The organism is Actinokineospora guangxiensis (genome assembly GCF_042657845.1).
Classification (GTDB): Bacteria; Actinomycetota; Actinomycetes; order Mycobacteriales; family Pseudonocardiaceae; genus Actinokineospora; species Actinokineospora guangxiensis.
The window spans coordinates 406872-428662 of record NZ_JBHSKF010000001.1 but is presented as its reverse complement, the minus strand read 5'-3'; the positions used below and the strand labels follow the sequence as shown (position 1 = coordinate 428662).

Sequence of the window (21791 nt, the reverse complement as noted above, 5' to 3'; positions counted from 1 at the left end):
TCCAGTACGCCGTTCGCCCTTAGGTGTCATCCGCCATTCGGATTAAGGTTGCCTGAGTGAAGATCCGATCCATGGTGGGCAAGGTCGCGCAGAGCCAGCCCGCGTTCCGCATGCGGCAGCGCTTGTTCCCGGGCAGCGCGGACTACTGGGAGGACCGCTACGCCAAGGGCGGCACCTCCGGTTCCGGCTCCTACGGCAAGCAGGCCGAGTGGAAGGCGTCGGTCGTCAACGGGTGGGTGGCCGAGTTGGGCGTCACCTCCGTGGTCGACCTCGGCTGCGGCGACGGCAACCAGCTCACCCTCGCCGAGTACCCCCGCTACCTGGGCCTGGACCGCTCCGCGACGGCGGTGAAGCTGTGCATCGAGCGCTTCGCCGACGACCCGACGAAGAGCTTCCTGCGCTACGACCCGGTGACCCTCTCCGACGCCGCCGGCTGGCTGCGCGGCGACCTGGCCATCTCCCTCGAAGTGATCTTCCACTTGGTGGAGGACGAGGTCTTCGAGGACTACATGTTCCGCCTCTTCGACAGCGCCGAGCGCTACGTCGTCATCTGCTGCAACGCCGAGGAGGGCGGCGAGCTCGGCCCCACCGAGAAGCACCGCGACTTCACCAGGTGGGTCGCCGAGGCCCGCCCGGACTGGGAGCTGCGGGAGCGGGTGGACCCGCCCGAGGGCATCCGGATGATCTCCTCGTTCTTCCTCTACGGCCGCGCGGTCTGACCCCGCCCGCGCAGCAGCGCGGTGACGGTGGCGCGGTTGGCCAGCAGCCAGCAGACGAGGAACACCGCCGCGAAGGCGAGGTCGAGGACGACCGGGAGGTCGGCGGCCCGCTGCAGCACAGCGATGCCCACCATGGCCGCGACCGCGACGCCCACCTTGGCGAACAGCGCCCCCCACCGGTGCCCGCCGGTGCGCCACGCCACGACGACGGGGATGGCGGCCACCACGGTCGTCCCGCACAGGTAGCCGATGGCGATGCCGGTGTTGCCCCACCGCGGCGCGGCGACCAGCCAGACCAGCACGCCGACCGCCATGCCCGCGACGCTGGCGATCATGGTCAGCCGGACACCGCGCCGCGAACGGGTGGTCAGCGAGTTCACGCTGCCGACGGCGAGGTTGGTGGCGAGCACGGCCAGCACCAGGATCGGCAGCAGGTCTCGGGCCTCGGGGTACTTCCCGCCCCACACCAGGTCGACGACCAGCCTGCTGCCGATCAGCAGCGCGCCGAAGATCGCCACCATCACCGTCGCCAGCGCGCGGGTGGCGGTGTCGGACTGGGCGTGGAAGGCGGCCTTGTCGCCGCGGCCCCACGCCTCGGCCAGCGAGGGCAGCAGCACCAGGCTCAGCGACGCCGCCAGCATCGACGCCGGGGTGGCCAGGCTGAGCGCGGAGGCGTAGACGCCCGCCTGCTCGACCCCGCCGACGAGCCCGGCGGCGATCTGGGAGAACTGCAGGAAGCCGGTGCTGGCCAGCGCGCCCGCGGCGCCGAAGAGCACGAAGGCGTCGATCTCGCGGCGCTGCTCGCGCTCGGGCCTGCCGGTGACCCGGTACGGCCAGCCCGCCAGCGCGTACAGGCCGTAGGCGGCGGCCAGGGCCAGCACCAGCGCGGGCCCGCGCACGCCCACGAGCAGCAGCACCGTGATCCCGAGCAGGCCGACCGCGACGCTGGTCAGGTCCCACACGGTCGCGCGGCGCACCTGGCCCGCGCCGAACTGCACGCCGCGGGTGAAGATGTAGCCGGAGTAGGCGATGGCGAGCGCGGCCACGCACAGCCCGCCGAGCCAGGACCCGCCGTCGTAGAACACCCAGACCGGGATCGCCGCCAGGCCGAGCACGAGGCTCGCCAGCAAGGTGCGCGTGCGCAGGTGCGCGGCGATGGCCGAGAGCCCGCCGAGATCGCCGGCACCGCGCGCCCTGGCGAAGAACTTCGAGGCCGCCGCGCCCGCGGTGGTCGGCCAGAGCAGGGACAGGATCGTGGCGGCCGCGATCGCCGAGGCGACCACGCCGAACTCGCCGCGCCCGGCGATGTGGCCCACGAGCAGCGCGGCGACGAACCGCAGCAGGCCCTGGGCGAGCAGGCCGATCGTGCTCTGCACCCCGCCCCTGGCCAGCGACCCCCCTTCCGGCGCGTCGAGCCGGACCGGGCGGAACACGCCGCCCGCGGTCACCGCCGATCCGCCAGCACGCCCTCGTAGACCTTGGCCACCACGTCGTAGGCGCCGGTGACGTCGTGCGTCGCGGCCACCCAGCTCCGCACCGCCGCCGGGTCGTGCGCGCCCGGGTCGCCCAGCACCCGCAGCACCGCGGCCACCGCGGCGTCCGGGTCGCCGCCGAGCACCGGCGGCGGGGAGTCGGCGTAGAGCGGCAGCGGCACCGGGACCACCAGCGGGGCGCCGGCGGCCATCGCCTCCAGCTCGCTGGAGGCGAGGATGCCCGCGCTCTGCCCGACCACGACCGTGGCGGTGCGCAGCAGCTCCAGGTAGCGCTCGGGGTCGGTGCGCGGCACCAGGACGACGCCGCGCGCGGCGGCGTCGGCGGCCTGCGGACCCCAGTCGACGCCGACCACCTCGCCGTCGTCGCCGACCGCGGCGACCAGGGCGGCGGCCAGGTCCAGCTGGGCCTGGCCGCCCTTGTCCGGCCCCCACCGGGAGGCGAACACGACGCGTGGCCTGCCGCCCGCGGGCGCCCAGGCCGGGATGCCGGCCATCGGGATCGGGACCGGCAGGTAGATCGCGTCCGACCGGTGGCCGAGCACGTGCTCGGCGAGGTCGGGGGTGGAGAAGAAGACGGCCTCGGCCTCGGTGAGCGCGCGGCGGATCGTCGCGGTCCAGCGCGGCTGGTACTGCGCGGTGCGCACGTCGGTGCCGTGGCAGTGCAGCACGTAGCGCGGCGCCCCGATGCGCGAGTGCGCCACGGTGCTGGCCGAGTGCACGTGCACGATGTCGTGCCTGCGCGCGGCCAGCTTCAGCCGCAGCACCCAGGACGCCCCGATCGCGGCCTTGCGCGCCTGCCCGAGCGGGCCGGACCAGTCCTGCGCGGGCGCGGCCTTGGGCAGGAAGTCCCAGTGCCGACCGCGCCGGGCGGCCTCCCCGATCAGCCGCCGCGCCGTCGAGGCCGCGTCGTTGACGTGCAGGACCGACGGGCTCACCGCGCTCCCGCCAGCAGACCGCCGACGATGCGCCGCAGCGTGGCGGCGTCCTCGTCCGAGCTGAGCGCCTTCGCCGCCCGGTGCACGTTCGCCTTGTACTCGCGGACCTGCTCGACGGTGAGCGCGGCCAGCGTCGCGCGCATGGCCTCGGCGGTGGCGTCCGGGGCGATTACGCCGAGGCTGTGCTCGCTGATCAGCCGGTCGGTCTCGGGGGCGGAGCCGAAGACCACCGCGATGCGCGCCTGCACGAAGTCGAAGATCTTGTTCGGCAGCATGAAGAGGTGGTTCGGGGTCAGCGGCGGGAGGCTGTAGATGCCCGCGTCGTACTGGTTGAGCGTGTCCGGCAGCTGCCGCGAGGGCACCGGCGGGTGCAGGGTGATCCGGGTGTCGCCGCCGATGAGGCCGGTGAGCTGGTCGAGGTAGCGCCCGCCGTCGCGGCCGGGCACCAGGTAGAGGTCGAGGGTGAAGCGCTCGTCGAGGCCGCGCACGGCGGTGATGAGCGCCTCGAGGTTGCGGCCCGGCACCGCGCCGCCGCTGTGCACGAGGCGGATGCGGTCCTCGCGCACCTCGGTCGGCGCGAGGTCGCGGAAGGGCGCGGCGTTGCGGACGATGTCCGGGCGGATGCCGAACTCGCGCTCGTAGAGCTCGGCGATGGAGCCGTTGACGGTGGTGACGGCCGTCATCTTCGGCAGGTACTTGGCGCACTGGTGGACCATGAACGGCTTCACCAGCAGCCGCCACGACCGCACGTGCGAACGCTCCTCGGGAGCCCACTCGTGCATGTCGGCCACCACCGGCGCGCCCTGGGCGACCTCGTGCGCCAGCGCCATGGCCCGCGCCTCGTTGGCCACCACCAGGTCGAAGCGCCTGCCGCGCAGCAGGTCGCGGGCGGCGCTGACGGCGGGCGCGGCGAACTCGGCGGACTCCCACCGGTGCAGCGCGAGTTTGGCCACACCGAGCGGCGTCTGCGGCAGCGACGGCAGCGCCGAGTCGACCGCGAGGTGCTCGGCAGCGGCGGGCGGCTTGTCGCCGAACCCGATGGTGGTCACCTCGCCCAGTTCGGCGAGCACGTCGAGCTGGCGCAGCACACGCGCGTCGCTGGAGATGTCGGAGAAGGAGACGCAGAGAATCCGGCCGCGGCGGGCGTCGTTCGCCATGGGCGGGGAGTCTAACGCCCGGGGTTCACCCCGACCGACCCAGCGGGCGCGGCGGACCTTAAGGTGGATCGACCCGTCCCCGACACATCGAGGCAGACGTGAGCAAGGACTTCATCCCGGCGGCCAAGCCGATCATCGGCGACGAGGAGCGGGCGGCCGTCGACGCGGTGCTGCGCTCCGGCATGCTCGCCCAGGGTGCCGAGGTGTCGGCGTTCGAGCAGGAGTTCAGCCAGGTCCTGCTGGACGGCCGCGCGGCCGTCGCGGTCAACTCCGGCACCGCGGGCCTGCACCTGGGCCTGCTCGCCGCGGGGGTCGGGCCCGGTGACGAGGTCATCGTGCCGTCCTTCACCTTCGCCGCCACGGCGAACTCCGTCGCGCTGACCGGGGCCACCCCGGTGTTCGCCGACATCGAGCTGGACCACTACTGCCTCGACGCCGACCACGTCGCCTCGCTGGTGACCGAGCGCACCAAGGGCATCATGCCGGTGCACCTCTACGGCCACCCCGCGAACATGCCCGCCCTCACCGCCATCGCCGAGAAGCACGGCATCGCCCTCTACGAGGACGCCGCGCAGGCGCACGGCGCGAGCCTGGCGGGCAAGCCGGTCGGCACCTTCGGCGCGTTCGCGATGTTCAGCCTCTACCCGACGAAGAACATGACCTCCGGCGAGGGCGGCATGGTCTCCACCGGGGACGCGACCGTGGAGCGCACCCTGCGCCTGCTGCGCAACCAGGGCATGGAACGCCAGTACGAGAACGAGATCGTCGGCTTCAACGCCCGCATGACGAACCTGCACGCCGCCATCGGCCGCGTCCAGCTCACCAAGATCAACGCGTGGACCAAGGCCCGGCAGGCCAACGCCGAGTTCTTCGACGCCAACCTCTCCGGCGTCGGGGTGCCCGCGGTGGCCGAGGGCGCGGTGCACGTCTACCACCAGTACACGATCACCGTCTCCGAGGACCGCGACGGCTTCGTCCGCGCGCTCAAGGAGGAGCACCAGATCGGCTCCGGGGTCTACTACCCCATCCCGAACCACCGGCTGCCCTCGTTCAACCGGACCGAGGACCTGCCGAACACCGAGAAGGCGGCCACCGCGGTGCTGTCGCTGCCGGTGCACCCCTCCTTGGACGACGAAGACCGCGAGCGCGTCGTCGCCGCGGTGAACACCCTGGCGAAGGCGGGCGCGTGATGACCGACCTGCGAGTGGGCCTGATCGGCCTCGGCATGATGGGCCGCCACCACGCCCGCGTGGTGCGCGAGGTCGACGGGCTGACCCTGGTCGCCGTCGCCGACGCCCACGGCGACCCGCACGGCGTGGCCCAGGGCCTGCCGGTGCTCAACGGCGTCGCCGAGCTGATCGACGCGGGCATCGACATGGCCGTGTGCGCGGTGCCGACCGGCATGCACGAGGAGGTCGGCCTGGCGCTGGCCGCCGCGGGCGTGCACACCCTCATCGAGAAGCCGATCGCGCACAGCGTCGAGGCCGGCACCAAGCTGGTCGAGGCGTTCGCCGCGGCGGGCGTCATCGGCGCGGTGGGCCACATCGAGCGCTACAACCCGGCGCTGCAGTCGCTGCGCGCGCGGATGGCCGAGGGCGAGCTGGGCGAGGTCTACCAGATCGCCACCCGCAGGCAGGGCCCCTTCCCGGCGCGCATCGCCGACGTCGGCGTGGTCAAGGACCTGGCCACCCACGACATCGACCTGACCGCGTGGCTGGCACAGTCGGAGTACACGCACGTCTCCGCGCAGGTGTCGCGCCGCTCGGGCCGCGAGCACGAGGACATGGTCGCCGCCACCGGCCGCCTGGCCAACGGCACCATCACCAACCACCTGGTGAACTGGCTGTCCCCGATGAAGGAGCGCCTGACCGTCGTCACCGGCGAGAAGGGCGCCTTCGTCGCCGACACCCTCACCGCGGACCTGACCTTCTACGCCAACGGCGTGGTGGACACCGAGTGGGACTCCGTCGCCAACTTCCGCGGCGTCTCCGAGGGCGACATGACCCGCTACGCGATCGCCAAGCGCGAGCCGCTGCGCACCGAGCACGAGAAGTTCCGCGACGCGGTGCTGGGCACGTCCCTTGAGGTCGTGACGCTCCAGGAGGGCCTGGAGACGCTGCGCACCGCGGAGAAGGTCCTGTCGACGGCGGCCGAGGCCAGCCAGAAGGCGTGAGGGAACGGGCATGAAGGTCGTCATCGCCACCCGGCTGTTCGCGCCCGAGGTGGCGGCGGCGGCCTTCCGGCTCAAGGCCCTGGCCGACGGGTTCGCCGACGCCGGCCACCAGGTCACGGTGCTCACCACGACGCCGCCGAAGTTCGCCGTGCCGCAGGCGTTCCCGCGCTTCGACGTGCGCCGCTGGCCGGTGCTGCGCGACGCGGGCGGCAACGTCCGCGGCTACGTGCAGTACCTCAGCTTCGACGGCCCGCTTGCCGCGCGGCTGCTGTTCACCTCCGCCGACGTGGTCATCTGCGAGCCGCCGCCGACCACGGGCGTGGTCGCCGCGATCGCCTGCCTGCTCAAGCGCAAGCCGTTCTACTACTACGCCGCCGACATCTGGTCGGACGCGCTGGTGGCGATCGGCGCGCACAAGGCGGTCGTCGGGGTCATGCGCGGGTTCGAGCGGTTCGCGCTGCGCCGGGCGCGCGGCGTCGTCGCCGTCTCCGACGGGGTGGCCGAGCGGGTGCGCGAGCTGGGTGTGCCCGCCGACCGGGTCCGCGTCGTGCAGAACGGCGTGGACACCAGCACCTTCCACCGCACCGAGGCCGAGCCGGTCCCCGACGGGAAGGGCTACTTCGTCTACACCGGGACGATGTCGGAGTGGCAGGGGTCGGACGTGTTCGTCCGGGCCATGCCCGCCGTGCTGGCCAAGCACCCGGACGTGACGCTGCGGTTCTTCGGCCAGGGCACGGCCGAGAAGGCGCTGCGCGCGCTGGCCGCCGACCTGGCCCCCGGCCGCGTCGAGTTCGGCGGCGTGGTGCCGCCCGCGGAGGCGGCCCGCTGGATCAGCGGCGCGGTCGGCTCGCTGGCGAGCATCGTGCCGGGCCAGGGCTACGACTTCGCCAAGCCCACCAAGATCTACGCCGCCGCCGCGTGCGGCACCCCGATGCTCTTCGCCGGGGTCGGGGCGAGCGCCGAGCTGATCAACGACAACAAGCTGGGCCTGGTCGCGGAGTACACCCCGGAGGCCGTGGCCGAGCAGATGCTCGCCCTGCTGGACGGCCACGCCGTCGACCGCGACCACCTGGTGTCCTGGGTGGGCGAGAATGCCTCCCTGGCCACCACCGGGCGCAACGCGGCCCGGTGGGTGGCCGAGGACCTGGGACAGGCCTAGCGCGGTAGCCGCGACAGCAGGGTCTCCACGACGGCCTCGGCCGCGGTGCCCGTGCCGTACGGCGCGGCGTCGGTCGCGGCGGGCCGGGGCCGCTCGACGATCCCCGGCAGGGCCGGGAAGTCGTCGGTGACCAGGACGTTCCAGCCCAGGTCGACCGTCTCCACCCACTCGGTCTCCGGGCGCAGCGTCGTGCACGGCACGCGCAGCAGGAAGGCCTCCTTCTGCAGCCCGCCGGAGTCGGTGATCACGCCGGCGGCGTGGGCGACGGCGTTGACCAGCTGCGGGTAGCCGACCGGGTCGGAGACCACGACGGACCCGGCGGCCAGCTCGATGCCGTGCTTGTCGGCGAGGGCGCGCAGCCGCGGGTGGGCGAGCAGCACGACCGGCTTGGCGACCTTGGCCAGGCCGTCGAGGATGGCGCGCAGCCGGTCCGGGTCGTCGGTGTTGTCGGGGCGGTGGATGGTGGCGACGTAGTAGCCGCCGGGCTCGACCGCCGCCGCCAGGGCGAGCGGGGTGCCCGCGACCTCGTCGCGGGTCTTGAACAGCACGTCGGTCATCACGTCGCCGACCAGGACGCTGCGCTCGGCCAGGCCCTCGGTGGCCAGGTGGTCCATGGCCACCTGGGTGGGGGCCAGCAGCAGGTCGGCGGCGTGGTCGGTGAGCACGCGGTTGTGCTCCTCGGGCATGCGCCGGTTGAACGAGCGCAGCCCGGCCTCCAGGTGCGCGACGCGCACGTGCAGCTTCACCGCGGCGACCGCGGCGGCGAGGGTGGAGTTGGTGTCGCCGTAGACCAGCACCCAGTCGGGCCGGGTGTCCTCGATGATCTCCTCCAGCCCGGTCAGCATCGCCCCGGTCTGGGCGCCGTGCTTGCCCGAACCGACGCCGAGGTTGAAGTCCGGGTGCGGGATTCCGAGGTCGGCGAAGAACGCGTCGCTCATGTTGTGGTCGTAGTGCTGGCCGGTGTGCGCGATGAGGTGGTCGGCCCGGCCCGCCATCGCCCTGGCGATCGGGGCGAGCTTGACGAACTGCGGGCGCGCGCCGACGACGCTCAGGATTCGCATGGCCGGGAGTCTAACGCCGGGCGGTGGGCCGTCCGGCTCAGCCCGGGTCGCCGCACCCGGTGATGCGGTAGAGCACGGCGTCGCCCTCGCGGTCGACCTCGACCGCCCTCGGGTTCGACGCGATCGCCTCCAGACCGCGGAAGCGGCGCTCGCGGTCCCAGAGCACCGGGCCGGGGAAGTGCAGCGCGTAGCGGGCATCCAGGCGCTGGACGAGCTCGCAGACGGCCGGGTCGGTGTCGATGCGGTCCAGGTCGCGCATCAGCTGGTCGACGTCGGCCGGGACGCTGCTCTCGGCCAGGTGCGGGGTGAGGGTGCGCCTGCCGCCGAGGGCGTAGGAGAAGGCGGAGCCGTTCCAGGCGTAGCCCATGATCTTCTCCCCCGCCGGGACGTGCTGGTCCAGGCGCTCCAGGAGGGCGCGCTCGTCGGTGGACAGCAGCGGGGCCGACCCGTCGGGGCCGGGCTGGTAGGCGTGCACACCCTCGCCGACGGCGAACCCGACCGAGCCGAACTGGCCCGCGACGGCGAGCACGGCGGCGGCCCCGAAGGCGGCCGCGGCGACGCCGGGCGTGGCCTCGCGGTGCGAGGAGCCGCGCTCGCGGAGTTCGCGGACCCGGTTGAACAGCCAGACCGCGGCGAGCGTGCAGGCCACGACCGCGATCGCGGGCACCAGGGCGGCGAGCCGGACCGGGTCGTTGTACCAGACGCCGGTGAAGATGGTCCGGAACCACCAGGGGTCCACCGAGGAGACCACCACGAACAGGACCGCCACGATCAGGTACGCCCCGGTCACCCACTGGCTGAGCTTGCGGCGCAGCGCCAGCCCGATGGCGACCAGGGTCAGCCCGAACGCGAGCCAGGTCGGCGGCTGGGTGAGCAGCCCGGCGGTGAGCAGCTCCCACACCGCCTCCGGCGGGGTCTGCACGATCAGCCAGCCGGAGGCCTCGGCGCTGGGCCGCATCCGCAGCCACACGACCACCCCGGCGAGAAGGTAGGCGCCCAGCAGCGACACCAGCAGCCAGTAGCGGCCCGCGCCCGCGCGCCCGGCCAGGACGCGGCGGAAGCGCACCACCGCGACCACGAAGACCGGCACCGCGAGCAGCGAGAGCCCCAGCACGCTGCTCGGGTGCGCCAGCGCGACGGCCGGGACCACCGCCAGCAGCGCGAGCGCGGCCACCCAGCGCGGTGTGCCGCCGCGGTCGCCGACCCCGGTGGCCATGGTGATGAGGCCCAGGCCGACCGGCAGCAGCGACAGCGACAGGAAGTACGGGTAGAGCATGCCGAACTCGGCGGACTGCATCGGGTAGGTGCCGAAGATCGTCGACACCGCGCCCGCGAGCAGCACCGGGACCGGCCGGACGCCGGTGACCCTGGTGACCAGGAAGATCATCGACAGCGGCCAGACCAGCGCGGCGACGACGAGCGTCACCGCGTTGGCCGCCGTCGGGATGCTCGATCCGGACACCTCGACCACGAGGGCGACGACGTCGTGCCAGGCCGCCGGGTAGGGCGAGGGGCGCGCGCCCTCGGTGTACATGCCGCCGAGGGTGAGCGCGGAGCCCGAGCCGGTGTCGAGGATGTAGCGGACGGCGTTGAAGTGGAAGGACGCGTCGTAGGTCTGGGACACGTTGTCCGGCGAGCCGATCATGCGGATCACCCCGGACCCGATCACCGCGGCCGGGATGAGCAGGGCGCCGAGGTGCGCCAGCAGCGGCCACCGCGAGCGCGCCGGGCGGCGCACCCGGTCGTGGGCGCCCAGCGCCTTCGGCCACCGGGACCGCACGAGCAGGCCCACCGCGGCGGCGGCGACGGCCGGGCCGAGCAGGAGCAGCGGCCCGAAGCCGACACCGAGGGCAGGGGCCGCGAGCGCCGCGGTGCCCAGCAGGCCGATCGAGACCGGGGCCGCGGCGGCGACCGCGACGAGGCCGGTCACCGCCCAGGAGCGCAGCACCAGGTAGCCGGGCAGGAACACCAGGGCGAGCGCGGTCGCCAGGGCGCCGGTGGCGAAGGAGATCGCGGTGCCCACCGCTCAGCGCCCCGGGGTGCTGGGCTCTCCACCGCAGCCGGTGAGCCGGTAGAGCACCGCCGCGCCCTGGCGGTCGACCTCGACGGCCCTGGGGTTGGCGGCGATGGTGGCCAGGCCGGGGTAGAACGTGTCGTTCTCCCAGAGCACGCGGCCGGGGAAGTCGAGCACGTAGTGCGCGTCGAGCCGGTCGACCAGCGCGCACACCTGGGGGTCGCGGTCGATCATGTCGAGGTTGTTCATCAGCTCGGTGACCTCGGGGGGCACGCTCTCCTCGGCCAGGTGCGGGGTCAGCGTGCGGCGGCCGCCGAGGGCGTAGGCGAAGGCGGTGCCCGTCCACGCGTAGCCGATGATCTTCTCCCCCGCCGGGACGTGCTGGTCGAGCCGCTCCAGCAGGGCACGCTCGTCGGGAGCGAGCAGCGGCGCGTTCGACGCGGGGTTCGGCTGGTAGTCCGGCCTGCCCTGGGCGACCGCGTAGTTGACCGAGCTGTACTGGCCGACCAGCGCCATGAGCAGGGCGACGACGAAGGCCACGCCCGCCGCGGCCGGGGTCGCCTCGCGGGTGAACTTCAGCTCGGCCAGGCGCGGGTAGCGCTGGGTCAGGGCGTCGCGGGTGCGCAGGAACAGCCAGTTCGCCGAGATGGCGCACACCACGACGGCGATCACCGGCACCAGCGCGGCGAGGCGGTTGGGGTCGTTGTACCAAACGCCGGTCACGAAGTGCCGCACGCCGGGGTAGTTCAGGGCGGAGACGACGATGAACAGGCCCGCCGCGATGACGTAGACGCCGAGCACCCACTGGCTGAACTGCCTGCGGATCGCCAGGGCCGCCGCGACCACCGTGAGCACGAGCACCACCCAGGACGGGCCCTGGCCCAGTAGCCCGCCCGCGAGCACCTCGCCGATGGCCTGCGGGATCGACTGCACCGTCGACCAGCCCGAGGCCTCCACGCTCGGCCGCACCCTGATCCACACGGCCACGCCGATGACGAGGTACACCACCAGCGTGCAGATCAGCAGCCAGTAGCGCCCCGCGCCCCGGCGGCCGGCGAGGATGCGCCGGTAGCGCACCACGGAGACGACGAAGATCGGCACCGCGAACAGCAGCAGCGCCAGGAAGGTGCTCGGGTGCGACAGCGCGATGGCGGGGGTGACGGCGATGAGCGCGAGCCCGGCCAGCCAGCGCGGCGTGCCGTTGCGCTCGCCCACGCCGGTGATCATCGCGATCAGTCCGATGCCGACCGGGAGCACGGCCAGCGACAGGTAGTACGGGTAAAGGATGCCGAACTCGGCCATCAGGTAGGGGAACGCGCCGAACACCGAGGACAGCGCGCCCGCGAACAGCACCGGGACCGGCCGGGTGCCGGTGACCCGGGTGACCAGGAAGATCGCCGACACCGGCCAGATCAGCGCGCCGATGGCGACGGTGACGACGTTGACGGCGACCGGGATGCTCAGCCCGGAGAGCTGTGCGACGAGCGCCACCAGGTCGTGCCAGGCCGCCGGGTACGTGGAGACCCTGGCGCCGTCGCTGTACATCCCGCCGAGGGTGAGCGTGGAGCCCGAGCCGGTGTCGAGGATGTAGCGGATGGCGTTGAGGTGGAAGACGTTGTCGTAGGTCTGGGAGATGTTCTCCGGCGACCCGATCATCCGCACCAGGTTGACGGTGATCAGCGAGAACGGGATGACCAGCGCGCCGAGGTGGGCCAGCAGCGTCCAGCGCGAGCGGGGCGAGCGGCGCACCCGGCCCTCGATGCCCATGACCTTCGGCCGCGCCTTGCGGACCAGCAGCCCGGCGGCGGCCAGCACCAGCGCGGGGACCACGAGGACCAGCGGCCCGAACCCGACGCCGACCCAGGGCGCGACGATCGCCGCGGCCGCCAGGACGCCGATGGAGACCGGCGCGGCGACCCCGACCGCGACGAGGCCGGTCACCGCCCAGCAGCGCAGGACGAGATAGCCGGGCAGGAACACGATGGCCGCCGTCAGCGCGAAAGCGGGGACTGTCTGCCACCACGTCATCGTCGTCAAAGCTCCTAGCGGAAGGCGCACGGCCGGCGGCCGACCGCAGAGTAGCAAGAGCAAATGCCGCGCCATCCGGCCGGGACGTGCGCGAGGATGGCCGGATGCCGGAGACAGCGTCATCCAGCACCGGGTCACCCAGCACCGGGTCACCCGGATCACCCAGCACCGGGTGGACGAGCGCCGGGTGGCGGGCCGAAGCCGTCGCCTGGCTGGACGCCGCGCTCGCGGCGCGGGGCGCGCGGCGCACCGGCGAGGTCGAGCAGCCGAGGGTCCGCCCGTGGGCGACGGTGCTGACCGCGCCGACCACCGCGGGCCGGGTCTGGCTGAAGGCCTCGGGCCAGGACACCGCGTTCGAGGCCGGGCTGTACCTGGTGCTGCGCGAGGTCGCCGCCGAGTGGGTGCTGGACCCGATCGGCGTGGACGCCGAGCGGGGCTGGGTCCTGCTGCCCGACGGCGGCCCGTCCCTGGGCGCCGTCGACGGGCTCGCCGACGCCCTGGTGCGGTACGCCCGCCTCCAGCGGCGGCTGTTCCCGCACGTCGACCGGCTCCTGGCGGCCGGGGTGAGCGACATGCGGCCGGCCGCGATGCCTCAGCGGCTGGAGCAGGCCGTCTCCGCCGTGCGCGGCGAGCTGCCCGGCGCGTTCACCGACGGGACGGCCGCCGCGCTGGTGGCGGACTGGTCGGCCGAACTGGCCGCGTCGTCGCTGCCGCCGTCGCTGGACCACAACGACCTGCACCCGGAGAACGTCCTGCTGTCGGGGCGCTTCTACGACTGGGGCGACAGCGTCGTGGCCCACCCCTTCGCCGCCGCGCTGCACCCGCTGGGCGTCATCCGCGCCGAACTGGGCGACACCGCCGCCGACACCGCCCGCGACCGCTACCTGGCCGAGTTCGCCGACCACGCGACCCCGGCCGCGCTGCGGGCCGAGCTGGCCCTGGCGTGCCGCCTCGGCATCGTCGCCCGCACCCTGACGTGGGCCAGGGCCGCGGGCACCGGCCCCAGCGACTTCGCCGACGCGCCGCGCCTCACCCTCCTCGCGCTGCTCGAAAGGCGCTGAGCAGCGGATCGGCGAGGGCGGGACGGCAGATGAGCAGGTCCGGCAGGTACGGGGTTGGCTGGTTGTAGCGCAGCGGGGAGCCGTCGGCGCGGGAAGCGTGCAGGCCGCCCGCGAGCGCGACGCCCACGGGGGCGGCGGAGTCCCACTCCCACTGGCCGCCAGCGTGCAGGTAGGCGTCGACCTCGCCGCGCAGGACAGCGACCGCCTTCACGCCCGCCGAGCCCATCGGGACCAGTCGGGCGCCCAGCCGCTCGGCCACCGCGCTCGCGCAGGCCGGCGGGCGGCCCGCGCTCACCGCGATCCGCAGGCCGGCGTGCGCCGGTGCGGTAGCGGGCGTGCCCGCCACAACGACCCCGGCGACCCCGGCGACCCCGGCGACCCCGGCAAGCTCAGCCAGTGCGGGCAGGGCCACCGCCGCCGCGGTGATGCCCTCGCCGCGCCGCCACAGGGCCACGTGCACCGCCCACTGCGGGCTGCCCGCGGCGAACTCGCGGGTGCCGTCGAGCGGGTCGACGATCCACACCCGGTCGGCGCCCAGGCGCGCCGGGCTGTCGGCGGACTCCTCGGAGAGCACCGCGTCACCCGGACGTAGCGCGGCGAGCACGGACAGGACGGCGGTGTTCGCCTCCGCGTCGGCGCGCGGGCCGTCGGGGTGCGCGGACAGGGCCACGAGCACGTCGGCGGCTCGGGCGGCGGCCTCGGCGGCGACCTGGGCATCCTGCACGAACCCGACCGTAGCAGCGGAATCGGTGCATTACGCTCACGCCAAGGAACCTGGGGTGCCTGCCCCGCGTCTACCTGTCGGAGCACGACGGAGGGGACACCAACAATGGCGGACATCCAGTACCACTTCGGCACTGGCGAAGGCGACCCGACGGTCCACCACGGACAGACCAACGTGGACGTCGACGGCGACGGCAAGACCGACGCGATCGCCGTCGACTTCGACGGCGACGGCCGCTACGACGACGCCATGTGGGACTCCGACGGCGACGGCGTCGCCGACACCGCGCTGCTCGACCTCAACGACGACGGCGTCGCCGAGTCCGCCTACCACGACCCGAGCGGCGAGGGCACCTGGAACGCCCAGGGCCAAGGCGGTTCCGACGCCGACCCGGCCGAGGACAAGACCGCCCAGCAGGCCGACAACTCCGACAGCGGCTTCGAGAACCAGCCCCCCGCCGAGGAGCCCGGAACCGAGCCCGCGGGCGAGACCGACCAGCCCGAGGCCGAGCCGACGGGCGAGGCCGACCAGCCGGAAACCGGTCAGCCCGAGGCCGAGCCCACCGGCGAGGCCGACGCACCCGCCGAGGAGCAGGGCGAGGGCACCCAGCCCGCCGAGGTCGACTCCGGCGCGCTGACCGAGTGGTTCGAGGACCTGCGGCCCGCCGAGGAGCCCGAGCCCGCCACCGACGACACCACCGGCGACCCCTCGCTGCAGGACTGGTACGACGACCTCAAGCCCGCCGACGGCACGGGCGACGTGGACGGCACCGACACCACCGCTGACGACACCACCGCTGACGACACCACCGACGACCCGACCGACGACCCGACCGACGAGCCCGCCGACGACCAGGTCGCCGACAGCGGCGCCCTGTCGGACTGGTACGACGACCTCAAGCCGATGGACGAGGGCACCGACACCACAGACGTCGGCGCCGACGACCCCGGCTCCTGCCACGACGACCCGTCCAGCCTCACCGGCTACTGACCGCGCCGCGCCGGTTCCCCGGCCCCGGAACGACACGAACGGCCCGGCCCCTCAGGGAACCGGGCCGTTCGGCTGTCGACACCGGCCCTAGGGCTCCAGGTCGTCGGAGGTGCCGGGCATGCGGCCCGTCACCACGAACACCACCCGCTTGGCCACCGACACCGCGTGGTCGGCGTAGCGCTCGTAGAAGCGGCCCAGCAGCGTGACGTCGACCGCGGCGGCCACGCCGTGCGGCCAGTCCTTGTCCATGATCACGCCGAAGAGGTTGCGGTGCAGGTCGTCCATCTCGTCGTCGGCGTCGTCCAGCGCGCGCGCCGCGGCGACGTCCTGGGTGCGGATGACACCCTCGGCGCCGCGGGCCAGGCTGACGGCGATGCGGCCCATCTCGGCGAAGCTGCCGCGCACCGCGTCGGGCAGCACCGGGTTGGGGTGCCTGCGGCGGGCGGCCTTGGCCACGTGCAGCGCCAGGTCGCCCATGCGCTCCAGGCTCTCCGCGGCGTGGATCGCGGCCAGCACGGTGCGCAGGTCGGTGGCGACGGGGGCCTGCAGCGCCAGCAGCGAGTACGCGTGCTCCTCGCACGCCGAGCGCGCGTCATCGATCTTCTCGTCGCCGCTGATCACCCGCTCGGCCAAGGCCAGGTCGGTCTCCAGCAAGGCGCGCGTGGCGAGATCCATGGCCTCGCCGACCATCGCGCACATCTCCGCGAGCCGGTCGGCCAGCTGTCCTAGTTCGTTGTGGTAAGCCTCGCGCATGCGCAAAGCCTAGACGCAAGCAGCGCGAACACACCTATCGCGGAGTGAATGACCGGTGAACCGGAGAAGTCCATTCCCGCCGCGTCAGGTGAGTCCGCGCAGTTCACGCGCAGCGCACGTCGCCGCCGTTGATGGCCGAGAGGTCCCCGGGCAGCTTCTCCGGCTCCGGCTCGCGCACCTCGGCCGTGCCGGGCGCGACGACCTCGCCGTCGAATTCCGGGCCGAGCACCAGCACCAGCGCCTTGCCCATCGACGCGTCGGCCTTGAGCTGCACGCCCGGGACCGACGAGGCCAGCGTCCGCGCGGCGGCCTCGTTGCCGGTGCCGTAGTAGATGACCGTCTTGGCCACCTTCGGCGCGGAGTTCACCAGCACGATCTGGTAGCCGTGGCCCGCGAGCGCCTCGCCGGTGCGCTTGGCGATGCCACCGGTCGGGTTGCCGCCGTTGAGGACCTGGACCTTGAGCGTCTTCGGGTCGGCCTGCTGCTGGCGCAGGCGCAGCGGCGAGGACTGCGGCAGCGCGCGCTGCTCCTCGTCGGTCTCGGCGGGCTTCTCCCCCGGCAGCGGCTGGTTGTTGACGATCGCGCGGAACAGCGCCGCGTTGTCCTCCACCCGCAGGTCCTCGTTGCCGCGGTCGTTGGCGATGCCGACCGTCGGCACGGTCAGGAACGTGACCCGCCCGGCCTCCAGGCCCTGCAGCGACTGCCCGAGGGAGAACAGCGACTCCACGGTGATGTTGTCGCCGAAGGTGGAGTTGGTGAACGCCTGGGTGAACCCGGTCAGCTTGGCCGGGTCGAGCAGCACCTGCCCGGACATCGCCTTGCGCAGCAACGACGACAGGAACCGCTGCTGGCGCTTGATCCGCCCGTAGTCCGACGTCGGGTCGCCGCGCACCTGCCGCGACCGCACGAAGTCCAGCGCCTGGTCGCCGCGCAGCTCGACGGCGGTGCCCGCCTCCTGCACGATCCACTTGTTCATGAACGTGTCGTACATCGGCTCCTCGACGCAGACGCTCACGCCGTCGACCGCGTCGACCATGCCCTTGAACCCGTGGAAGTCGATCCCGATGAACCGCGTGACCCGCAGCCCGGAAAGCTCCTGCACGACCTTGGTCGCGCACAGCGGCCCGCCCACCTGGTAGGCGGTGTTCAGCTTGACCGCCGACTGCCCGGGGACGTTCTCGCCGGTGTACTCGTTCGTCTTGGGATCGAAGCGCTCGCAGTCCGGGCGCTCGATCTCCAGGTCGCGCGGGAACGACACGATCACCACGCGGCTGCGGTCGGCGGGCACGTGGGCGATCATCATCGTGTCCGCCCGCGCGCCGGGCACCTCGCTGGCGCTGCCGACGCCCTCCTCGGCCTCGGCCCCCTCGCGGGTGTCGGACCCGGCGAGCAGGAAGTTCTCGTCCCCGCTCTGCGCCTCGGCGTTCTGGATGGCCGCCGAGTCCGGGTCCAGCGCCCGGACCTTGTCGATGTTGTCGCCGGTGTGCTTGAGGAACCCCCAGCCCGCCCCGGTGCCCAGGAAAACCAGGATCGCGGTCGTCCCGGTGAACACCTTGGCGAAGAGGCCCTTCTTCTTGGGCTTGGGCTTCTCCTCGTCGTCAGCGGAGGAGCCCGGCTGCTTGGACAGCTCCTCCAGCTGCTCCTCAAGCTCGTCGTCCTCGGCGTTCCACGGCATCCGCCGCTTGCGCTTGGCCTTCTCCTCGGCCTTGAGCTCGTCGTGCACCTTCGAGAACCGCGCGAGCGTCTCGTCCACCCGCCTGCGCTTCTGCGTGGCCTCGCCGATCGGCTCCATCTCGGTCGTCATCCCGACGGCCTCGGCGGCGGACACACCCGGCGGCGGGGTCAGGCCGACCTTCTGGGTCGCCTCCGGCTCGCCCGCGGGCATCTCGCCGGGCGGCATGGAGGACTGCCCGGGGGGCTGCTGGCGCGGGATGCGCGGCTTGTCGCCACCGAGGCGGGCGGAGATGTCGGCGGACGCCTCGTCCACCGGGAAGCGGTCCTGGGTGGGTTCCGGGAACGGGTGGCGGACGTCGGGGAAGACCTCGGAGTGCGGGACGGGCAGCGCGCCGGTGGGCTGCGGACCGTTCTGGTGCGGGCCGGACTGGTGCGGGCCGTTCTGGTGCGGGCCGCGCGGCATCCGCCCGGACGGCTGCGGCCCCGCGGCGAACGGGCCGTCGGGCAGCGGCGCGTCGGAGTGCGAGGCCTCCGCGGGGAACCGGCCGGATGGCTGCGGCCCATCGGCGGTGAACGGCAGATCGGCCACCGGGAAGCGGCCCGAGGGCTGCGGTCCGTCGGCGAACGGCGCGTCGGCCACGGGGAAGCGCTCGGGGTTGTCCGGGTGCGGCGTCGGCGGCTGGCGCCTGCGGCTGGGCAGCGGGTGCTGCCCAGTCGGCTGCCGGCGCGCACGCGGCTCGGCGGCCTGCGGTAGGTGGTCCTGGCCTCCCGGCCCCGACTGGGCGTCGACGCCCCGGTGGTCGCCGGGAACGGCGTGCGGCCCGGCGCGGTCAGGACCGGACGGCCCATCGGCCACCCGCCGGGCATCCGGCATCGGGTACTGACCCGTGCGATGCGGACCGGCGTGATCCGGCCCAGGCTGACGAGCATCAGGGCCAGGCATCGGGTGCTGCCCCGTGGGCGGCATGCGGTGCGGGTCCGCGTGGTCCGGGCCGGGCAGGGGGTGCTGGCCCGTGGGGTGTGTCCGGTGGGGGCCGGAGTGGTCCGGGCCGGGCTGGCCGCCGAGGGCCTGGCGGGGGTCCGCAGGCGGGGTGCGGTGCGGGCCTGCGCCGGCGGGGAGGGGGTGCTGTCCGGTCGGCTGGCGGCGGCCGGGCCTGCCTTGGCCGGGCGGGCCGCCGGGGGGCTGGGGCGTGCGGTGCGGGCCGGAGTTCTGGGCGTGCGGGCCCGGCTGGCCGGGGAGGGGATGCTGCCCGCTCGGCCTGCGGTGCGGGCCGGAGTCGGGGCCGGGCTGGGCGAACTGCTCCTCGCCCGGCATGGGGTTGGCGGCCGGCCGGGGCCTGCGGCGGGGACGGGGCTGGTCGATCGCCTCCGGGTCGCCCGCGGGCAGCGCGCGGCGGGGACCGGAACCCTCCTGGCCGGGAAGCTGGTGCTGGCCGGTGGGCTGGGCGCGGCGCGCCGGGCCGGACGTCGGACCGGGCGCAGCGTCGGTATCGGGGCCGGACTGGGCGTGGTGCGGGCCTGCGGCGTCGGGGCGGCGGTCGGGGTTCGCCGGGGGGGCGGGGTAGTGCTTGCTGGGGAGGTCGTGCTCGGGGAGGTCGCCCGGGTGGGTGGGCTCGTGCGCCGGACGGGTGGGGGCCGGGCGCGGCGCTGGGCCGGTGCGGGGGAGGTCGGCGGGGACGAACTGGTCGAAGTCCAGGCCGGGCTCGCCCGGTATTCGGTGGGCGCCGGTGGCCTCGCGGACCACGTCGGCCGGGATGGACGCCCGCTGGGGCCCGCCAGGCTCGGCGGGGGGCATCGGCGGGCCGCCTGCCTGGCCGGGCGCGGGTCTGCGGGGAGCGCGGCGCTGGCGGGCCTCGGGGGCCTGCCGGTGCGCGGACCGCGGCTCCCGCGCCTGCCCGGGGTGCGGCTGGTCCTGCGCGTCGCGGGGCTGCCTCGACGCGGGCCGGTCCTGGGGCTCGTGGGCTTGCCTCGGTGCGGGGCGCTGCGGGGCGGCGGGGGGGAAGGGGTCGCCGACGGGGGGTTGCTCCGCGGTCTGCCAGTCGCCGTTGTCCGAGGGGCGGGGCGGGGAGGGGGGGCGCTGGTCGGGACCGGGGCCGTCAGCGCGGGGCGTGCGGTCGGCGGGCCGGGGGGCGCCTCGGCGGGGGAGTTCGCCGCCGCGGCCGTCCCTCGTCCTGCGGGGCAGCTCAGGGCCGCGACCGGCGGGGCGGGGAGGCTCGGCGGGCTGCCGCTCGGGGCGGGAGAGATCGGCGGGCGGCTGGTGGGCGTCACCTGATCGTGGGGTGCCGCCCGGGGGCTGTTCGGGGGCGTGCCTGCGGCCGTGGCGGGACGGCGGGGTGTCGGCCTGTCCGGCGGCGGCGCGGCGGCCCTGCATGGCGGCGCCGAGGTCCTCGATGCCGCCGCGCTTGGGCTTGGGGGCCTCGGGGGCGGCGTGGCGAGACTCCTCCGGGGCTCGGCGACGGCCGGCGACCGGGAGGTCGGTGCGCGAGGCGGAGTGGCGTTCCACCAGGTCGGAGACGCTGACGCCGTCGCCGTCGTCCAGCGAGCGCCTGCGTCGGCGGGGCTGGTCCGGGTCGGGGGCGCGGCGCTTCCCACCTGGGTCGGAGGGCGGGGCGCCGTCGCCGTCGTACTCGTCGGGCACCCAGGCTCCTTCCGTTCATCGCGTCGAGCGTTGCACGTTGGTTATCAACACGTTGTGTTGCCGCGCTCGGTTGCTTACCCGATCGTGTCTGTGTCGCGGGAGCGATAGTACGGATGCCGGACCGCGATGACGACCACCGGCCGCCGGTTTGGCACAGACGGTACGCAGAATCGGCTACGAGGTTAAGCCGATCGGGCGACACGGCGGTATTGATCGACGCTCAGCGTGCCGCCGCGCGGGGTGGGATGACGGCGCGCCTGCCCGCCGCCGGTCCGGCCAGGTGGGCTTTGCCGCCGCTGAGGTAGGCGACGGCGTTGCGACCGGACTGCTTGGCCGTGTACAGCAGGCTGTCCGCCTCGCGGAGCTGGCGCTCGGCCGCCATCGATGTGTCCTCCGCCACGTCGGCGGGGGCGTGGGCGAGGCCGACGCTCACCGTGACGCGCAGGCCGAGCACAAGGCTCGACCACGGGTGCTCCTCGACCCTGGCGCGCGCGGCCTCGGCGACACCGACCGCCGTCTGCCCGTCGACCCCGGGCAGCACGAGGACGAACTCCTCACCGCCGTAGCGGGCGCAGAAAGCGCCCTTGGGCAGCTCCCGCTGCAGCAGTTCGACCACCTGCTGCAGCACCCGGTCACCCACCAGGTGCCCGAAGGTGTCGTTGACCTGCTTGAACCAGTCCAGGTCGACCAGCGCGACCGCCAGACCGCCTGCCCCGCCGCGCTCGGCCAGCACCTCGATGAGCCTGCGGTCGAGGTAGCGGCGGTTGTAGCTGGCGGTGAGGCTGTCACGGATGCTCTGCTCCTGGGCCTCGGCGTGCTCGCGGCGCAGCCTGTCCACCTCGCGGCGCAGCTGCTCGGGGATCGGCGGCGGCTGGGTCAGCTCCGACATGAGGTCCAGCGCGGAGCGCAGGTGCTGGTAGGCCTGCCGGTACTGCCCGCGCGAGGCGAGCAGGGTGGCGATCGACTCGTGCAGGCTGACGAGGTTCGCGGTGTCGACCGGCTGGTCGCGGTCGGGCCGTTCGGACCAGTCGGCATCATGCTGGGTGCGGCGCAGCGGCACCGTGGGCTCGGCGACCCGGCGCTCCCGCCATGCGGCCGCGTGCTGGGGCTCCGGCTCGGCCACTCCTTGTCCCAGTACGGACACCGCGGTCACCTCCCTACGTACGAGTGTGTCGACCTGAACGACCGTCCCCTTGAGCCGACGGGACGCAT

16 protein-coding genes are annotated in these 21791 nt (G+C 74.1%); 6 read left to right on the top strand and 10 right to left on the bottom strand.

The window, feature by feature from the left end; all coding sequences use genetic code 11:
- Positions 1-56: 56 nt before the first annotated feature.
- Complete coding sequence (locus tag ACFPM7_RS01975) at positions 57-719, top strand: class I SAM-dependent methyltransferase (protein ID WP_378243087.1); 663 nt, start codon at positions 57-59, stop codon at positions 717-719.
- Here ACFPM7_RS01975 and ACFPM7_RS01970 read toward each other — a convergent pair.
- From ACFPM7_RS01970 to ACFPM7_RS01960, 3 genes are read right to left on the bottom strand one after another with little or no spacing between them, the layout of a single operon-like run.
- Positions 701-2167 (bottom strand): lipopolysaccharide biosynthesis protein, encoded by a 1467-nt coding sequence (locus ACFPM7_RS01970; protein WP_378243086.1) that lies wholly within the window; start codon positions 2165-2167, stop codon positions 701-703. The two genes, ACFPM7_RS01975 and ACFPM7_RS01970, sit on opposite strands and share 19 nt — an antisense overlap.
- Positions 2164-3147, bottom strand: a complete 984-nt coding sequence (locus ACFPM7_RS01965) for a glycosyltransferase family protein (protein WP_378243084.1) — start codon at positions 3145-3147, stop codon at positions 2164-2166. The genes ACFPM7_RS01970 and ACFPM7_RS01965 overlap by 4 nt, the downstream gene beginning before the upstream one ends.
- Positions 3144-4304 (bottom strand): glycosyltransferase, encoded by a 1161-nt coding sequence (locus ACFPM7_RS01960; RefSeq protein ID WP_378243082.1) that lies wholly within the window; start codon positions 4302-4304, stop codon positions 3144-3146. The genes ACFPM7_RS01965 and ACFPM7_RS01960 overlap by 4 nt, the downstream gene beginning before the upstream one ends.
- Positions 4305-4402: 98 nt before the next feature.
- On the opposite strand from ACFPM7_RS01960, the gene ACFPM7_RS01955 reads away from it, so the two are divergent.
- The 3 genes from ACFPM7_RS01955 to ACFPM7_RS01945 are packed head-to-tail and all read left to right on the top strand — an operon-like array spanning position 4403 to position 7636.
- Positions 4403-5494 (top strand): DegT/DnrJ/EryC1/StrS family aminotransferase, encoded by a 1092-nt coding sequence (locus ACFPM7_RS01955; RefSeq protein WP_378243080.1) that lies wholly within the window; start codon positions 4403-4405, stop codon positions 5492-5494.
- Positions 5494-6477 carry a Gfo/Idh/MocA family protein gene (locus ACFPM7_RS01950; protein ID WP_378243078.1) on the top strand — a complete coding sequence of 328 codons (984 nt, stop codon included), beginning with the start codon at positions 5494-5496 and terminating at the stop codon, positions 6475-6477. The genes ACFPM7_RS01955 and ACFPM7_RS01950 overlap by 1 nt, the downstream gene beginning before the upstream one ends.
- A 10-nt stretch (positions 6478-6487) precedes the next feature.
- Positions 6488-7636 carry a glycosyltransferase family 4 protein gene (locus tag ACFPM7_RS01945; RefSeq protein WP_378243076.1) on the top strand — a complete coding sequence of 383 codons (1149 nt, stop codon included), beginning with the start codon at positions 6488-6490 and terminating at the stop codon, positions 7634-7636.
- On the opposite strand, the gene wecB is transcribed toward ACFPM7_RS01945, so the two are convergent.
- Genes wecB through ACFPM7_RS01930 form a run of 3 tightly spaced genes read right to left on the bottom strand, consistent with a single transcriptional unit; the run spans position 7633 to position 12739 of the window.
- Positions 7633-8697 (bottom strand): non-hydrolyzing UDP-N-acetylglucosamine 2-epimerase, encoded by a 1065-nt coding sequence (gene wecB / locus ACFPM7_RS01940; RefSeq protein WP_378243074.1) that lies wholly within the window; start codon positions 8695-8697, stop codon positions 7633-7635. The genes ACFPM7_RS01945 and wecB overlap by 4 nt on opposite strands.
- Positions 8698-8734: 37 nt before the next feature.
- Positions 8735-10720 carry a DUF6541 family protein gene (locus tag ACFPM7_RS01935; protein ID WP_378243072.1) on the bottom strand — a complete coding sequence of 662 codons (1986 nt, stop codon included), beginning with the start codon at positions 10718-10720 and terminating at the stop codon, positions 8735-8737.
- Between the two features lie 3 nt (positions 10721-10723).
- Entirely contained in the window at positions 10724-12739 is a 2016-nt protein-coding gene (locus tag ACFPM7_RS01930; RefSeq protein ID WP_378243070.1) for a DUF6541 family protein, read from the bottom strand.
- A gap of 104 nt (positions 12740-12843) precedes the next feature.
- Between ACFPM7_RS01930 and ACFPM7_RS01925 the strand changes: the two genes are divergently transcribed.
- Positions 12844-13800 carry a phosphotransferase gene (locus ACFPM7_RS01925; protein ID WP_378243068.1) on the top strand — a complete coding sequence of 319 codons (957 nt, stop codon included), beginning with the start codon at positions 12844-12846 and terminating at the stop codon, positions 13798-13800.
- Here ACFPM7_RS01925 and ACFPM7_RS01920 read toward each other — a convergent pair.
- Positions 13769-14524 carry a 3'(2'),5'-bisphosphate nucleotidase CysQ gene (locus ACFPM7_RS01920; protein ID WP_378243066.1) on the bottom strand — a complete coding sequence of 252 codons (756 nt, stop codon included), beginning with the start codon at positions 14522-14524 and terminating at the stop codon, positions 13769-13771. The genes ACFPM7_RS01925 and ACFPM7_RS01920 overlap by 32 nt on opposite strands.
- A 105-nt stretch (positions 14525-14629) precedes the next feature.
- Here ACFPM7_RS01920 and ACFPM7_RS01915 point away from each other — a divergent pair, with 105 nt between their 5' ends.
- On the top strand, positions 14630-15514 hold the full coding sequence (locus tag ACFPM7_RS01915; RefSeq protein ID WP_378243064.1) for an ICP22 family protein: 885 nt from the start codon (positions 14630-14632) through the stop codon (positions 15512-15514).
- An 87-nt stretch (positions 15515-15601) separates the two neighbouring features.
- Here the strand turns inward: ACFPM7_RS01915 and phoU are convergent, their stop codons facing one another.
- The 3 genes from phoU to ACFPM7_RS01900 form a co-directional block, all read right to left on the bottom strand.
- Positions 15602-16267: a phosphate signaling complex protein PhoU gene (gene phoU, locus ACFPM7_RS01910; RefSeq protein ID WP_378243062.1), complete on the bottom strand. Its 666-nt coding sequence runs from the start codon at positions 16265-16267 to the stop codon at positions 15602-15604.
- A gap of 103 nt (positions 16268-16370) precedes the next feature.
- The gene (locus tag ACFPM7_RS01905; protein WP_378243060.1) at positions 16371-20579 is read right to left on the bottom strand and encodes an LCP family protein; all 4209 of its coding nucleotides are present in this window, start codon (positions 20577-20579) and stop codon (positions 16371-16373) included.
- Between the two features lie 220 nt (positions 20580-20799).
- Positions 20800-21732, bottom strand: coding sequence for a GGDEF domain-containing protein (locus tag ACFPM7_RS01900; protein WP_378243058.1), 933 nt, complete (start codon positions 21730-21732; stop codon positions 20800-20802).
- Between the last annotated feature and the right edge of the window lie 59 nt (positions 21733-21791).

What these genes read in the sequence shown, in the direction of transcription:
- wecB (WP_378243074.1), bottom strand. Translation starts at nt 8,697, where the DNA reads ATGCGAATCCTGAGCGTCGTCGGCGCGCGCCCGCAGTTCGTCAAGCTC.
- ACFPM7_RS01925 (WP_378243068.1), top strand. Translation starts at nt 12,844, where the DNA reads ATGCCGGAGACAGCGTCATCCAGCACCGGGTCACCCAGCACCGGGTCA.
- ACFPM7_RS01930 (WP_378243070.1), bottom strand. Translation starts at nt 12,739, where the DNA reads ATGACGTGGTGGCAGACAGTCCCCGCTTTCGCGCTGACGGCGGCCATC.
- ACFPM7_RS01915 (WP_378243064.1), top strand. Translation starts at nt 14,630, where the DNA reads ATGGCGGACATCCAGTACCACTTCGGCACTGGCGAAGGCGACCCGACG.
- phoU (WP_378243062.1), bottom strand. Translation starts at nt 16,267, where the DNA reads ATGCGCGAGGCTTACCACAACGAACTAGGACAGCTGGCCGACCGGCTC.
- ACFPM7_RS01945 (WP_378243076.1), top strand. Translation starts at nt 6,488, where the DNA reads ATGAAGGTCGTCATCGCCACCCGGCTGTTCGCGCCCGAGGTGGCGGCG.
- ACFPM7_RS01950 (WP_378243078.1), top strand. Translation starts at nt 5,494, where the DNA reads ATGACCGACCTGCGAGTGGGCCTGATCGGCCTCGGCATGATGGGCCGC.
- ACFPM7_RS01960 (WP_378243082.1), bottom strand. Translation starts at nt 4,304, where the DNA reads ATGGCGAACGACGCCCGCCGCGGCCGGATTCTCTGCGTCTCCTTCTCC.